Origin of the sequence: Sphingomonas sp. Leaf242, from assembly GCF_001422045.1 — a bacterium.
Taxonomy (GTDB): Bacteria; Pseudomonadota; Alphaproteobacteria; order Sphingomonadales; family Sphingomonadaceae; genus Sphingomonas.
This window is the reverse complement of sequence record NZ_LMLW01000014.1, coordinates 80277-95744: the sequence shown is the minus strand read 5'-3', so window position 1 is coordinate 95744 and position 15468 is coordinate 80277. Positions and strand designations below refer to the sequence as shown.

Here is a 15468-nt window from a genome sequence, read left to right as displayed (position 1 = left end):
GCATCGCTACCCGTTACGACAAGCTTGCGGCTAACTTCCTGTCAGCTGTCGCGCTCGCAACAGCGGTCGCCTTTTGGATGTGAATGAGTCTGAGCCCTAGGAAGCGATGGCCAGACGACGCCTTTCAGTATTTCAATGGCATAGGGCCGAATATTTCCGCCGTTATACCATAGTCTTACTCCCTCTATGACGATAACGACGAGAAGAAGAGGGCCGAGGCGGAGCATTCGCGTCCAGAAGAATTGTACATATAGGACACGCCTGCCATCGAGTATTTTAGCAAAAAGATATCCGCTCAACGTCATGAACAGCGCAACGCCGGTATGCCCCTCATCAATCACCGCGAGAAGATGAACGCCTTGAAATGGAATAGGATTTCCGGTTTGGCCATGCATAAAATGCCAGCTGAATACGAGAAATGCCGCTAAAGCTCGAATATGATCGAGGCCGATCCAGTGCGGCGCCGCATCTCGACGGATTTCGTCTTTTCGTTGAACATCCAAACCCGTTTTCCCGCTGAAGCCGTACTTATTTTCGACTGGCTTCGGCGTTCACATTGCAGACGGGTTGCTTCCAAGGACAGATGCATCCATTTTGGATGTATTGGAACTATTGCGTGACCGAGCGGGCGCTACCCGCTCGGCCCGGCACCGTCGGAAACGCGGTCTCAGGTGACCGGCTGGCCGTTCACGGTAAGCGTCCCGCTGATCTTGGAGCCGCTGAGGTCGACCTTGCCGCGGATACGATTGACCCCGACAAATCGCCCGCGCGGGTGACCGGTCGCCTGCATTCCCTGGACCATCGTGCAATCGCGGTAGATCGCGGCGATCGACCACGGCAGCGTCCCGTGAACGGCGCGGAAGCTGCAGCGGTCGAACAGGATGTTCTGGCTGCTCGAAAGATCGGCGATCGGCCGATCCGCGTTCGCCCCCGCGCCGATCCGCGCATCGGTGGTCTTGCCGGGGTCGTCGGTAAAAGTGCAGGTCACGAACTGCGTGGCGCGGGCTGGGTCGGGATCGCCATAGGCGCGCACCACCCCGCCGACGAACGTGCAGGCGGCGAAGCGGAACAACGGCTTGGAAGGCCATGCCGACCAGCTGGTGGTGCCGACGAACGTACACCGCGTGAAGCGCACATCGGCGCTGTCGCCGGAATCGGCGACCATCCCGCATCCCAGATTGTCGGCGAAGCGGCACTGGTCGAAACCGATGTCGCGGATACGCTTGCCGCCCTCGGCCTCGATATCGAAGCCTGCGCCGGGCGCGCTGCGAACCTTGCCACGCCCGGTCCGCGTGAAACTGCAGCGCGAGAAGCGATAGCCGCTCCCGCCGACCAGGCTGCAGCCCTGCCGGCCATTGCCGTCCGAGACCACATCGGTGATCGTTCTGGTCGTGGCCGGGAGCGGGTTGGCGGCGCCGTCGATCACCATGCCGTCGAGCGGATGGTCGACGAGCCGAAGCCGCTCGATCGTCTCGCCGCCCCGGTTTTCGATCAGCCGCAAGCCATATGCCGGGATCTGCCAGCCGACGTCGCCAAACTTCCCGCCCAGCACCACGGCATCGCCCGGCCCGACCAGCGCGAAGTCCGACACCGCGACCGGGGCGCTACAGCCTTCGATATGGATCATCGCGTCGTAGGGCGTCGCCAACCCGTTTCCGAGATACGGCATCGGATGATCCTCACGCGCGCCGTTCGCGTCGAAAACGCCGTAGCGCAGGCCGTTCCGGCACAGGAAGCGGGCACCGTTCCCCCGCAGCGACAGGGGTCGCGTGCAATTCTTGAACATCAGCAGCTGATGCGCCGGGAACATGTACTTGCCGCCGGGCTGCAATCCCTGGTTGCCGACCAGATACGTCGTTCGCCGAAACACGACCGTGCCACCGCCGTACAGGGTCACCGCATTCGAGAGCGCCGCCATCGCCATGCTGTCGTCCGCCACGCCGTCGCCCTTGGCGCCGAATTCCTCGGGCGTGAAAACACGGTCGCCGTTGGCAGAGGCAGGGGCGCGTGCCGAGACGGAAGCCCCGCATGTCAGCGCCAGACCCACCGCGAGAAGCGTCCGTCGATCCGTGTCCATGTCGTCCATCCGATACCTGCCCTGCCCGCGTCTGACCTGCCCAAGCCTGCCCTGCCCAAGCCTGGCCGCCAGACGCTTCGCACTTTCGCCAACGCCAATCGCGTCATTGCCGGTTATAGCAGCGACCTCTACGATCGTCTCGTCCCCGCCCCCGTCAGGCGCCTGCCTGCGACGTGACGACGGATTCGCCGTATCGGACGATCGACTGCCTGGAAGCGCGCGCTGTCATGCCGAAAAATATCACCATGCATAACCCAGGTAGATCGCGTCGATGAGTAGAACGCTTGCCCTGGCGATGATGAGCGCGCTCAACATCGCCTCCACCCTCGCGTTCCAGTGGATCGTCTTGACGATGATCGGACCGGGCAGCGAGACCGACGCGCTTTTTGCCGCCATGACGCTGCCGCAGATCTTCGCGTCGGTCATCAGCGCATCGCTCGCCAATGTGCTCACGCCGATCCTGGCGGGCGAAACCGACGATGATCAGCGTCGCGATTGCTGGACGCTCCTGATCGTCAGCGGGGCCGGATTCCTGGTCGTGACGCTCGCGCTCGAACTGACCTCGGCCTGGTGGACGCCCCTCACCGTTCCCGGCTTCACCAAGCCCCATCAGGACCTGACGGTGCATCTCGCGCGCATCAGCCTGATCGGGATCGTCTTCACCGGCATGAATGCGGTGCAGACCGCGCTGGCATTTGCCCGGCACCGCTACATCCGCGTCGATGCCATCGCCGCCCTGGCCAATGTCGTTGCAGTCGGAACGCTCATAGTATTAATTCCTTACTACGGCGTCGAAGCTGCGGCGTGGATCGGAACCGGCCGACTCTGTCTGCAAACGCTGCTCCTGTTGCCGGGCATGGGCCGCGCATCGCTGCCCGACCTTCGTCAGCCGATCGTCGGACTGGCATGGCGTCGCCTGAAGCCGCTGCTCGTCGGCGCGAGCTATTACAAGATGGACCCGCTGGTCGACCGCTTCCTGCTTTCGGCGCTGCCGGCCGGATCGTTGTCGCTGCTCTATCTGGCACAGCAGCTATACGGTGCTGCCAGTCAGGTTCTGGTGAAAGCGGTCGGCGTCCCAGTAATAACCCAGTTGTCGGTGCTGGCGAAGGCGGATGACGATGCTAACTTTAACCTGTTGTTGCGCCGAACTTTTATCGTGATGGGGGGGCTTAGTATCACCGGTGTATTAGCCCTCATACTGATCGGCCAACCAATCCTTGCGACGGCAATCCAGTTCGGTCGGTTCGGTGCAAAGGATAGTCATACGCTATGGCTGTTGCTCGTTCTGACAAGCGGTATGTTCGTTGCCGGAAGTCTGGGATCGCTGGCTTCCGGTGCGTTTTATGCGCGCGGCGATACGCGTACACCGACACTATTGGGATCACTCTCGTTCACGATCGCTATAGGCCTCAAGATCTTGATGTTTTGGCTGTACGGGCTGGTTGGCGTGGCGATCGCCATTTCACTCTACTATGTCATGTCGCTTGTCATGCTAACCGTGCCTCTCTATCGACGCGCGCTTGATCAGCGGCACGTCCTGTAGCCGACAGAGGATTGCAGACATTGGCTTTGGAAACGATTCCCTGCCCGCTCGGCTGCCAAGGGCCGGATGAGTTTGTCGTAACGGGCCATGATCGCCAGCATGGTCTGCCAGGCGAGTTCACGGTCGTGCGATGCCGCGCCTGCGGGCTTGCCCGCACCTCGCCGCGGCCGACGCCCGAAAGCATGGGCGACTATTATCCCGACGATTACGGCCCCTATGTCGGAACGCGCATTTCCGCCGATGCCGCAGCCCAGACCGGCCTCAAGGCACGTGCGCTGGCGACGGCCAAGACCGTGTTCGATACCAAGGCGCATAGCCTCCCCGATATCCCGGTGGGACGGATGCTGGAATTCGGCTGTGCCTCGGGGAATTTCCTCAAGCTGATGGCGGACCGCGGCTGGGACGTCGAAGGCGTCGAATTCTCGCCCGACGCAGCTGAAGCGGCGCGCGCACTCGGCTTCCCGGTGGAGATCGGCGCGTTGGAAGGCATCGAGAAGGCCGAGAATTCCTACGACCTGGTGGTCGGCTGGATGGTCGTCGAGCATCTGCACGACCCTGTCGGGGGACTGCGCAAGCTCGCCCGCTGGACCAAACCCGGCGGGCAACTCGCGGTGTCGGTGCCCGACAGCGGCGCGGCCGAAGCGCGTCTGTTCGGCAAGCGCTGGTACGCGCTGCAATTGCCCAATCACCTTTTCCACTTCGACGCGAGCAGCATCACCAAGGTCATGGCGGCGTCGGGGTGGCGCGTGACGCGGATCCAGCGTCATCGGACGATGTCCAACCTGATCGCCAGCGCGGGCTACTGGCTCGAGGACAAGGGCTGGCAGCGCGTGGGGAAGGCCTTGAAGGACTTTCCCGAACGCGGGGGCCGGATCGGCGCCCTCGCGCTGTTCCCCGTGTCCTATGTCATGGCCAGCCTCAACCAGACCGGGCGGATGACGGTCTGGGCGGAGCGTACCGGAGAGTGAAGGTTGCGGCGTTCACCGGCGGTCGCGACGTTCCGAGCGCCCGATTTCGCGTGCGGCAATACATCAAACCGCTTGCCGATCTCGGGATCGCGATCACCGAGATGCCGACATCGACGTCGGTCTATCCTCCTGCGGCGCGCTGGCAGCGGCCAGGCTGGGCGGCCACGCGCCTCGCCGAAGTCGGCTGGCAGGCGATCCGTTCGCACGGCTTCGACCGGGTACTGTTGCAGCGCGAGATGCTGTCGTCGCTCGCGACGCTTGAGGGGCTGACCAAGCGGCCACGGCTGCTGGACGTCGACGATGCGATCCATCTGCTTCGCGGTGGTCGATTTGCCCGGCGGATCGCGGGGGCCTGCGACCGCGTGATCTGCGGCAACGCGTGGCTGGCCGACGTCTATAGTGGCTGGGCGCGCGATGTGGTGATCTTGCCGACCGGCGTCGATGCCGACCGGTATCATCCCATCGAAAAGACGCAGGCCGACCGCCTGGTCATCGGCTGGATCGGCACCGCGGCGAATTTCCCGTATCTCGAATCTCTCGAACCCGCCTTGAAGATCGTCCTGGCGCGGTACGATCACGTCGATCTGCGAATTGTCAGCAATGCCCGTCCCAGCTTTCCCACTATCGATTCTTCGCGGTGGAGTTTTGTACAATGGTCTGAACCGCGCGAAGTATCGGAAATACAGGCCACCGATATTGGACTGATGCCGCTCGCCGATACCGATTGGGCGCGTGGCAAATGTAGCTTTAAGATGTTGCAATATATGGCGTGCGGCAAACCGGTAATAGTATCGCCCATCGGCATGAATGCGGATATCCTCGCAATGGATACGCTGGGCATCGGTGCACGCGGCATCGATGAATGGGTTGACGCCCTCGACCTGCTCGTTGCATCGCACGCGGAACGATCTCGCTTGGGACGGGCAGGACGCACAGTCATCGAGCGAACGTTCTCGCTGACAATGCTCGTACCGAAACTCGCCCACCATCTGCGCGACGTCTAGGGGGCATTGTTGTGACATTGCGGCAGGATATTCAGGCTTTGCGCGGCATCGCCGTGCTGATGGTCGTCATCTATCACGCGCGATTGGGACTATTGCCGGCCGGCTATCTCGGCGTCGACATATTCTTCGTGATCTCGGGTTTTCTCATCACCTCGATGATCCGTACGCAGATCGATCAGGACAGATTCAGTTTCACGGAATTCTATTTCCGCCGGGCAAAGCGGCTGCTTCCCGCGGCGTATACGACCTTCACGATCACCGCGCTGATCGCGACCGTGCTGCTGACCAGCGTCGAATTCCGCCAGTTCGCACAGCAGTTGCTGGGCGCGGTCACGTTTACCGCCAATTTCGTGCTCATGCAGCAAGGGTCGTACTTTGGCGGCGACGCCGAGTTGAAACCGCTGCTCCACACCTGGTCGCTGTCGATCGAGGAGCAATATTATCTCCTGATGCCGGCGATCCTGTTCTTCACGCCGCGCCGGATGTGGCTTGGCGTGGCGAGCGCCGCGCTGGTGCTCTCGGCGATCGCGTGCATCGTCATCGGACTGTGGAAGCCGCAGATCGCCTTCTACTTCTTCCCGACGCGAGCGTGGGAGCTCGCCATCGGATCGATCGGCGCTCTGATCATCCATCGCGGCTGGACCGCGCGCCCGGTCGAGTGGCTGTTCTGGCCTGCCGTCGCCACGCTGATCGTTCTGCCGATCCATCCGATCGGCGGGTTGCATCCGGGTGCCGACGCAGCACTGGCCTGCCTTGCCACGCTGGTGATCATCCTGCGCCATCATCCGCTGAGCGATCGACCGGTCGTGCGGCCGCTCGCGTTCGTCGGCGACTTTTCCTATTCGCTCTATCTGATCCATTGGCCGCTGTTCGCCTTCGCGATGAACGTCTGGGTGCAGACCCCGCCGACATGGCTGAAGCTGGTGCTGATCGGAACCGCGCTCGTGCTGGCCTGGCTTCAGTATCGCTTGGTCGAATACCCGGTCCACAAGGCGCCCATACGCTTCTCGTGGCCGCGGGTGGCGGCCGCGCTGGCGATTTCCGCGTCGGTCATCGCCGTACCGTATGTGGCGATCGGCATGGGCGCGGCACCGTCACGCTATACCGAGGAACGCCGCGGCAATACCGGGCTTGGCGACGCGTGCGTTTCAGACGTCAGCTACAAGCCCGGATCGGGTTGCATGACGCGATCGCCCCCGACGCTGCTGGTGTGGGGGGATTCCTATGCGATGCACCTGATCCCCGGCATCGTCGCAACGCGCCTGCCCGGGCAGGAGGTCGTCCAGGCGACCAAATATGTCTGCGGGCCACTGATCGGCGTCGCGCCGGTCGGCCACTTTACCGGATCGACGCAGAACACCGCGTGGGCGAAAGGCTGCCTCGCGTACAACAACGATGTCCTGGCGTATCTGCGCGACACGCCCTCGATCCGCACGGTCGCGATTGCCAGCGTCTTCAAGCAATATCTCACGCCGGCGGAGTTTCACGTCATGCGCGGCACCCCGGCCGCGGAGCGCGAACAGGCCAGTTCGGAGGCGGCCGCGATCGCCGGTCTCGGCAATACCGTTCGCGCGATCCGCGCACTGGGTCGCCGCGTCGTCGTCATCGCACCGCCTCCTGCGCTCGATTGGGACGCCGGGCTGTGCGCCGAACGGCTTTTGCGAGGACTGCCGACACGCGGGCGCTATGCCGACTGCGCCGTACCCGATGACGAATATCACGCGTACCGCGCGCCCGTGCTGCACTTTCTGGACCGCGTGCGGACGCACCTCGATGTCGACGTGATCATGCTCGACGACGCGTTGCGCGCAGGGACGGGGTACCCCGCGATCGCGGATGGCCGGATCGTCTATATCGCGAACGGCCATCTGTCCTATTGGGGCTCGGAATACGTCGCGCGCCGGATGCAGCTTGCGCGCCAGATCGATCGCCGCGCGCGGTGACCGATCCGCGCGAACAGGATTTCCGCGTGATGCACGTCATCACCGGACTGGGGGGTGGCGGTGCGGAAGCCGCGCTGTTCCGCTTGGCCGCAGCCATGCCCGATCCCGGGCAGGTGCATGTCGTCAGTCTTACCGGCGACGGCCTGTATGCATCCCGGCTGCGTGACATCGGCGTTCCCGTAACGGTGCTCGAGGCCGGATCGGCAGTCTCCCTGCTGTGGAGCATAGCCCGATTGGTCCGCCTGATCCGGCGTTCGCGTGCCGATGTCGTCCAGACCTGGATGTATCATGCCGATCTGGTCGGAGGCATCGCCGCCTGGATCGGTCGGCGTCCGGTCTGCTGGGGCGTTCGTGCGGCCAGCTTCGATCCGGCGCGCAACAAGACATCGACGCTGGTGGTGGCGCGTCTCTGCGCCCGGCTGTCGCGGTTGATCCCCGCCGCGATCGTCTCGCCCAGCCAGGCCGCGATCCAGCTCCATCGATTGATCGGCTATGCGGGACGTTTCGAACTGATCCCGAACGGCTATGATTTTGGTGCGCTCAGGCCCGATGCCGCAGCCGGCGCGCGCTTCCGGATCGCCACCGGCGTTCCTGCGACGGCGCGCGTCATAGGCCATCTTGGCCGGGCCGATCCGCTGAAGGACCACCCTTCCCTGCTCGAAGCCTTTGCGATGCTTGCCGTCGATCGACCCGATGTCTGGTTGTTGATGGCCGGCGCCGGACTGGAACGCGGCGAACCCTATTTCGACGCCCTGCTCGATGGCCATCCGTTCGCCGATCGGATTGTCGGTGTCGGGCGCCGCGACGATATCCGTGCGGTGATGAACGCCATGGATGTCTTCGTGCTCAGTTCGGCAGGGGAAGCCTTTCCCAATGTCGTCGCCGAAGCGATGGCGTGCGCGGTACCCTGCGTCGTCACCGATGTCGGCGACGCCGCGTTGATCCTCGACGGCACCGGATGGGTGGTACCGCCGCTGGCGCCCGAAACGCTTGCACAGGCGCTGGGCACCGCGATCGACGAACCGGCTTCCGAGCGCGCGCGGCGCGGCGAGACGGCACGGGCCAGCGTGCTTGGTCGGTTCGGACTCGATCGCATGGTATCGGCGTATCGAACCCTGTGGCATCAAATCGCGCGCGCACGCGCCAAAGCTTCGCTAGGAACCTGACGATGTGCGGTATTGCTGGAGCATGGGCCAAGGACCCCACCGACCCGTCGGGCGACGCGTTGCGCCCGATGGCATCGGCGATTTCCTATCGCGGCCCGGACGATGGCGGGGTCTGGACCGACGCGGGACACGGGATCACCCTGCTGCATCGCCGCCTGGCGATCGTCGACCTGTCGCCGGCGGGACATCAACCCATGACGTCGACCAGCGGCGCCCTGGTGATCGTGTACAATGGCGAGATCTACAATCACGACGACCTGCGCGCCAAGCTCGCCGCGCAAGGCCTGACGCCGGAATGGCGCGGCCATTCGGACACCGAAACCCTGCTCGCCTGCATCGAGGCCTGGGGAGTCGAACGGACCGTCTCCGAAGCGGTCGGCATGTTCGCGTTCGGTCTGTGGAACCGGACGACGGGCTCGCTGACGCTGGCGCGCGATCGGTTCGGCGAGAAGCCGCTATATTATGGCTGGCAGGGCGGCCGGTTTCTGTTTGGATCGGAACTCAAGGCGTTGGCCGCGCATCCCGCGTTCGAGCGCCGGATCAATCACGATGCGGTCGCGCAGCTGCTCCGCTTCAACTATATCGCCGGCCCCCAGTCGATCTGGTCGGGGGTGCGCAAACTGCCGCCCGGAACGACGCTGACGCTGCGCTCGATCGACGACCGCGACGCGACCCCGACGCGCTACTGGTCGCTGGTCGAGACCGCGCTCCACGGTATCGCCAATCCGCTCGACCTCGACGACGTCGCCGCGACCGATCATTTGGAAGCGGTGCTCAAGCGCGCCGTCGGCGGTCAGATGATGGCCGATGTGCCGCTGGGCGCGCTCCTGTCGGGGGGAGTCGATTCATCGCTGATCGTCGCCCTGATGCAGTCCCAGTCGACGCGCCCGGTGCGGACCTTCAGCATCGGTTTCCATGAGAAGCGCTTTGATGAATCGGGCCACGCCGCGCTCGTCGCCGCGCATCTCGGGACCGATCATACCACGTTGATGATGACCGCCGACGATGTCCTTAGCGCGGTGCCGCGGATGCCGGACATCTATGACGAACCCTTTGCCGACAGCTCGCAATTGCCGACGACGTTGGTCATGGCACTGGCGCGGCAGCACGTGACCGTCGCGCTGAGCGGCGATGCCGGCGACGAGCTGTTCGGGGGCTATAACCGGTATCTGTTTGCACCCAAATTGTGGAAATCGCTTCGACTGGTGCCTGCACCGCTTCGATCGGCGGTCGCGCAGATGATGACGAAGGCACTCTCGCTCAACGGCGGTTCGCTGTCGCACGCGCTCGATCGTCTTCCGATCCATGCGAATCTGGGGGACAAGGCGTACAAGCTTGCCGCTCGGCTGGGCCCGGTTCGATCGGTCGATGATCTCTATGCGTCGATGCTCGCCGAATGGGGCCTGTCCGACGTCCCCGTCCTGAGGGGATCGTCGCATCACGCGCTGATCGACGATCGCGGCGCCTGGCCCGTCATCGCGGATCCGGTCGCGAGAATGATGGCACTCGATTCCGTCAGCTATCTTCCCGACGACATCCTCGTGAAGGTCGATCGCGCGGCCATGGCGGCGTCGCTGGAGACCCGTGCGCCGTTCCTGGACCACCGCGTCGCGGAAGCCGCCTGGACACTGCCGATGCACCAGAAACTGCGTCAAGGCCGCGGCAAATGGGTGCTCCGCGAAATCCTCGACCGCTATGTTCCGCGCACGCTGATCGAGCGACCGAAAATGGGATTCGGCGTGCCGATCAACGACTGGCTGCGTGGTCCGTTGAAAGGCTGGGCTTCGGACCTGCTGTCGGAAGATCGCCTCCGGCGACAGGGATTGCTCGATGCGGAGATAGTCGGGCGCCAATGGCGCGATCATCTATCGGGTCGTCGACAGCTGGGCAGCCAGCTCTGGAGCGTCCTGATGCTCCAGGCTTGGCTCGATCGTCAAGGTATGTAACGGACGACGCACGGTGCGTCAGATACCCCAATTGACCACGTCTCGCAGCACTTCGTGCTTTAGCGGATAGTCGTGTTTGGTACATAGAAACCGCAGACTGCAGGAGTTACTTATGCGCGTTCTCGTCACCGGCGCAGCCGGGTTCATCGGCTTCAACGTCAGCCGCCATCTGCTCGCACGCGGCGATACGGTGCTCGGCATCGACAGCCTCAACGAATATTACGACGTCACGCTGAAGCATGCGCGCCTCGCCGAGCTCGACAAGCTGGGCGACGGCTTCGCGTTCAAGCAGGTCGACTTCTCCGATCATGTCGCGCTCGAAGCTGCGCTCGACGGCGAGCATTTCGACCGCATCGTCCATCTCGGCGCACAGGCCGGCGTGCGCTATTCGATCGAGAACCCGCGCGCGTATCTGCAGGCCAATCTCGCCGGGCATCTCAACATGATCGAGATCGCCCGCCACCGGAAGGTCGAGCATATGGTCTATGCCTCGTCCTCGTCGGTCTATGGCGGCAACGACACGCTGCCGTTCCGCGTCGAGGACCGCGTCGACCAGCCGCTGTCGCTCTATGCCGCCACCAAGAAGGCGGACGAGCTGATGAGCGAGACCTACGCGCATCTCTACCGGATCCCGCTGACCGGCCTGCGCTTCTTCACCGTCTATGGCCCGTGGGGCCGTCCCGACATGGCGATGTGGCTGTTCACCAAGGCGATCTTCGAGGGTCGTCCGATCGACGTGTTCGGCGAAGGCAACATGCGCCGCGACTTCACCTATATCGACGACATCGTCGCCGGCATCGTCGCCTGCGTCGACAATCCGCCCGCCGACGATGGCAGCGTGAAGGCGGGCGGCAGCGTCAGCCCGCACCGGATCTACAATATCGGCAACAGCCAGTCGGAAGATCTCGGCGAGATGATCTCGCTGATCGAACAGGCCTGCGGTCGCCCCGCGGAACGCCGGCTGCTGCCTATGCAGCCCGGCGACGTGCGCGATACCTTCGCCGATATCAGCGCAATCCAGAACGACCTCGGCTTCGAACCGCGGACGACGATCGCCCAAGGCGTGCCGCAGTTCGTGGCCTGGTATCGCGAGTATCACGGTCTCTGAGCCATACGACTCTCGGGCCGAATACTTCGACCCGAGAGTCGCAGGCGTCATGACTGCGATGACGGAATCTGTCTGGAACACCCCGGACAAAGGAACTTGCCGTTGCTCGACGAGTTTCGATATCGTCTATAAGTCTATGACGAATAGCAAAACTTGCCATTATTTGATGTGGACAAGGGCGGCGATTCGGGGCTATGGAAACTGCGATATTGGGTTTTCCGAATCCTAAAAGGGGATGAAGGCAATGAAATTGAAGGCACTCTACACGGCGATGACGGCGCTTTCGCTCGTCGCAGCGCCGACCATCGCGGCAGCGGCTCCCGTCGCTACCCCGCTCACGCAGCCGGCCAAGGAATCGGTCGATGGCGACAACGCACTTGCTAGCGGTGGTGGCTTCATCGTCGCTGCACTCGCAGTCGTTGCAGTCGGTCTCGGCATCTATGTTGCCGTCGACAAGAACGACGACACGCCCAACAGCCCGTAAGCCATCTGGTTTTCGGTAGAAGAACGGCTCGGATGGTTATCCATTCCGGGCCTTTTTCTTGTCCGGCCGCTTTTGTCTGCCCTCTTAGATCGATCGATTGATCGCCCATGGCTTCGGTCAATCCCATGCTTGGAATGCTCGGTATCGTCGCCGTGATCGCGGCCGGACCGGTAATCGGCCTTGTCTCTGCGCAGGCCGTACAGCCCTTGTCGAAGTCGAAGTCGATCCCGGCGCTGGCCCCCGCCCCCCCTGCCCGCGCCCCGGTAGCGACCGCCGTATCGACTTTGCCGGGACGGGAGGCGGATGGCCGGGTGGAGCACATCGCGTTTCGTCTCGCCAGCGCCGGCCGTGCCCGTTGCCCGGCGCTCGAGCCCGCTCTCGGCCTCGTGCTCCAGCACCTGTCGCAATTCGAGCTGGCCGATCGCGCGGGCATGATCGCCGGACTGTCGCTCGATCGCGGCCCTGGCGTGATCGCGGTCGTTCCGGGCGGTCCCGCGGCGCTGGCAGGGATCCGTCCCGGCGACGTGCTGCTGGGGATCGATGGCCATGCGATCCCCCCCGAGACGGCGCTTGCCACGCCGTTCGATGCCGCCCGCGCGCATGCCCGCGCCGACGCCGTCCGCGACCTGCTGGCGCACACGAAGACCACGCCGTTTGCGATCTCGCTGCTGCGCCACGGGGTAGCCATGACCGTCACGGTGACGCCGCGCCTCGCCTGCCCGTCCTACGTCCACCTCGCGCGCTCGGACCAGCGCAATGCCTATGCCGATGGCCGCCATGTCTTCACCACCACCGGTCTGCTGTCGACGGTCCGGAACGACGACGAACTCGCGTTCATCCTTGCGCACGAGATGGCGCACAACATCCTGCATCACGCCGTCGTCATGCGGGGCGGCGACGTCGGACACGGCATCGGCCGCAATCTGGGACGCAGCGGCCGGATCGTGCGCGAAACCGAGCGCGAGGCCGATGCGCTTGGCGGGACGCTGATGCTCGACGCGGGGTTCGACCCGGTCCGGGGGGCCGCCATCCTCGGGCGTCTCGGGGGAGGCGATCTCGGTATCGAGCTGTTCGCCGCGCATGACTCCGTCGGCAAACGCATTGCCGCGATGCGCGCGCTGGCCGCGGCGCGCCAACGGTGAGCCAGCGTGATTTCTACCAGGTCCTCGGCGTCGCCCGCGATGCGTCGTCCCTCGACATCCGCGCCGCGTTCGTCCGGCTGGCGAAGCATCATCATCCCGATCACGGGCAATCGGCGCACCTGCCCGGACGTCTCCACGAGGTCCAGCAAGCCTATCGCTGTCTGTCGGAGCCAAGCACAAAGGCCCGGCACGACGTCGCCCTGGCGGAAAGCGAGCGGCTCCATATCGCGCACCAGCGCCGCGTTCGGACCCGGCTAGCTCGCTATGATGGGCGCCATGCCAAACGCGATTCTGGACCCCCGCCCCCCCGGCTCGAGGCCCATCGCAGGCTACGCTGGTGGGCGGTCGGCGTGCTCGTCGTGAGCGCGGCGATCGCAGCGAACGTGGCAGGCCTCGTCCGCTGACTATTGGCGTCCGCGACTGTTTGGCGTCCGCGGACTATTTGGCGCCGAAACCGGTAAACATGATGCCGATGGTGCGAAGCGCGATCAGCAGGTCGAGCCACGACGAGAAGAACTTGATGTAGTAGAAATCATAGTGGAGCTTGACGTGGACGTCGTCGAGCCCGGCGACATGGCCCTGATTGACCTGCGCCCACCCCGTGATCCCCGGTCGCACGATATGGCGATAGGCGTAGAACGGGAGCTCGCTCTCGTACCAGGTCGACAGCGGCACCGCTTCCGGCCGCGGACCGATCCAGCTCATCTCGCCGCGCAGGATATTGATGATCTGCGGCAGTTCGTCGATCCGCGAGCGGCGCAGGAAGCGACCGATACCGGTGATGCGGTCGTCGGCATCGCGGGTGATCGCCGAATGCCGCGCGGCGACGTCGCCGGTCGTCGTCGCCTGCTCGACCATCGTGCGGAACTTGATCATGTTGAAGGGGATGCCGCGATACCCCATGCGCTGCTGACGGAACAGGACGGGTCCGGGCGAGCTCGCCCGGACCAGCAGCGCAACGACGATGAGAGGCAGCAGCAGGACCGGCAGCAGCACGATGCTCGCGACGATATCGATCGTCCGCTTGATCCCGCGATAGCCGAGCGCGGGCAGCAACGACCCGAAACTATTCTCCGACAGATGCTCGATCTGGACGCGCCCGGTCAGCGATTCGCGCAGCTGCTTGGTGTGATAGACGGGAATCCCCGAGATCGCCGCCTTCGCGAGCATCCGCTCCCATTCGGGCGAATGGTTCGAGCGCAGGTCGACGACGATCGAGGCATGCGGGTCGTCGGGGACGACCGGTTCGACGAGCTTGATCCAGTCGACCTCGGGCGTGTCGTCGACGATCCCGGTCTTGCCGACGGGGACATAGTACATCCGCTTGGGCGCGGCGTTCTGATTGAAATAGCCGAGCAGGAACGTCACGCCCACCGATGCGAGATACCCGGTCAGCAGCATCGAACCGCTATAGCTTGCACGCGACGTCAACAGGATAGCGCCAGCAACCCCGAATGTCGTCGAGAAGGCCGGCAAGATAAAGCCGAACGCCCGCGCCCCCGGATAGACCGTGACGCGCCGAAAGACGAGCAACGCCGTGACCGCCGCGATCAGCGACGTCAGCTGTGTGTTACCCGTGCTCGAAAGGTTCAAGGACAAGGTGCCAGATGTCATCAGCGGCGCGGCCAGTGGGACCACATACGCCGTCAACGCCACCATCAGGAGCGGCTTGAGCAATCGAACATCGGTATGGCTCACCCGCGTGGACCGTCCATTATCGCCGGTTATAAGCAAGAACCACCCCATACCGAATTAACAGCTTGTACGTTTTGCCGAGCCACGACCACATCGACTTGCACAGCGCGGTATGCCCTCCACCGCTTTCCAGCAAGCATTACAATCCTGCTTGCCGCTGGAATGCGATCTTCACGTCGACAGCCTCTGCCGACAGGAGTCTTGCTTACCCGACCAATCCGCGATCCCGGTCGGAAACTGCGTTCAGGATTGCTCGGCCATATGCCGTCTTCTTGAACCGCTCGCCTGCGGCACGCGCCTGATTGAGCGGGTACACCACCGCCGATCGGATCTACCGCTCGGCATCGTCGCCCATCACGCCGTATATCGATCGTCCGGCTCGTCCAGGGTAG

At 63.9% G+C, this 15468-nt stretch carries 13 protein-coding genes; 10 read left to right on the top strand and 3 right to left on the bottom strand.

Features of this window, described 5'->3' with window-relative positions; all coding sequences use genetic code 11:
• Positions 1-41: 41 nt before the first annotated feature.
• Both ASF09_RS19920 and ASF09_RS19455 read right to left on the bottom strand, forming a co-directional pair.
• Complete coding sequence (locus tag ASF09_RS19920; RefSeq protein WP_082444515.1) at positions 42-503, bottom strand: acyltransferase family protein; 462 nt, start codon at positions 501-503, stop codon at positions 42-44.
• Between the two features lie 164 nt (positions 504-667).
• Positions 668-2077, bottom strand: a complete 1410-nt coding sequence (locus ASF09_RS19455) for a right-handed parallel beta-helix repeat-containing protein (RefSeq protein WP_156359457.1) — start codon at positions 2075-2077, stop codon at positions 668-670.
• A gap of 271 nt (positions 2078-2348) precedes the next feature.
• On the opposite strand from ASF09_RS19455, the gene ASF09_RS19450 reads away from it, so the two are divergent.
• The 10 genes from ASF09_RS19450 (at position 2349) to ASF09_RS19405 (ending at position 13785) form a co-directional block, all read left to right on the top strand.
• Positions 2349-3620: a lipid II flippase MurJ gene (locus ASF09_RS19450; RefSeq protein WP_082444513.1), complete on the top strand. Its 1272-nt coding sequence runs from the start codon at positions 2349-2351 to the stop codon at positions 3618-3620.
• 20 nt (positions 3621-3640) lie between these two features.
• On the top strand, positions 3641-4588 hold the full coding sequence (locus tag ASF09_RS19445) for a class I SAM-dependent methyltransferase (RefSeq protein ID WP_200912607.1): 948 nt from the start codon (positions 3641-3643) through the stop codon (positions 4586-4588).
• Positions 4589-4812: 224 nt separating this feature from the next.
• On the top strand, positions 4813-5592 hold the full coding sequence (locus tag ASF09_RS19440) for a glycosyltransferase family 4 protein (RefSeq protein ID WP_200912606.1): 780 nt from the start codon (positions 4813-4815) through the stop codon (positions 5590-5592).
• An 11-nt stretch (positions 5593-5603) separates the two neighbouring features.
• Positions 5604-7535 carry an acyltransferase family protein gene (locus ASF09_RS19435; protein ID WP_156359456.1) on the top strand — a complete coding sequence of 644 codons (1932 nt, stop codon included), beginning with the start codon at positions 5604-5606 and terminating at the stop codon, positions 7533-7535.
• Positions 7532-8701: a glycosyltransferase gene (locus ASF09_RS19430; protein WP_060527729.1), complete on the top strand. Its 1170-nt coding sequence runs from the start codon at positions 7532-7534 to the stop codon at positions 8699-8701. Before ASF09_RS19435 ends, ASF09_RS19430 begins: the two co-directional genes overlap by 4 nt.
• A gap of 2 nt (positions 8702-8703) precedes the next feature.
• Positions 8704-10647, top strand: coding sequence for an asparagine synthase (glutamine-hydrolyzing) (gene asnB / locus ASF09_RS19425; protein WP_060527728.1), 1944 nt, complete (start codon positions 8704-8706; stop codon positions 10645-10647).
• A gap of 112 nt (positions 10648-10759) precedes the next feature.
• A complete protein-coding gene (locus tag ASF09_RS19420) occupies positions 10760-11755 on the top strand; it encodes an NAD-dependent epimerase/dehydratase family protein (RefSeq protein ID WP_060527727.1) in 996 nt (331 codons plus the stop codon).
• Between the two features lie 244 nt (positions 11756-11999).
• Positions 12000-12239 (top strand): hypothetical protein, encoded by a 240-nt coding sequence (locus ASF09_RS19415; RefSeq protein ID WP_133032097.1) that lies wholly within the window; start codon positions 12000-12002, stop codon positions 12237-12239.
• Positions 12240-12346: 107 nt separating this feature from the next.
• Positions 12347-13381, top strand: coding sequence for a M48 family metalloprotease (locus ASF09_RS19410; RefSeq protein WP_060527726.1), 1035 nt, complete (start codon positions 12347-12349; stop codon positions 13379-13381).
• Entirely contained in the window at positions 13378-13785 is a 408-nt protein-coding gene (locus ASF09_RS19405) for a J domain-containing protein (protein WP_060527725.1), read from the top strand. Before ASF09_RS19410 ends, ASF09_RS19405 begins: the two co-directional genes overlap by 4 nt.
• 34 nt (positions 13786-13819) lie before the next feature.
• On the opposite strand, the gene ASF09_RS19400 is transcribed toward ASF09_RS19405, so the two are convergent.
• Positions 13820-15079, bottom strand: a complete 1260-nt coding sequence (locus ASF09_RS19400; RefSeq protein ID WP_235529903.1) for a sugar transferase — start codon at positions 15077-15079, stop codon at positions 13820-13822.
• Positions 15080-15468: the final 389 nt, after the last annotated feature.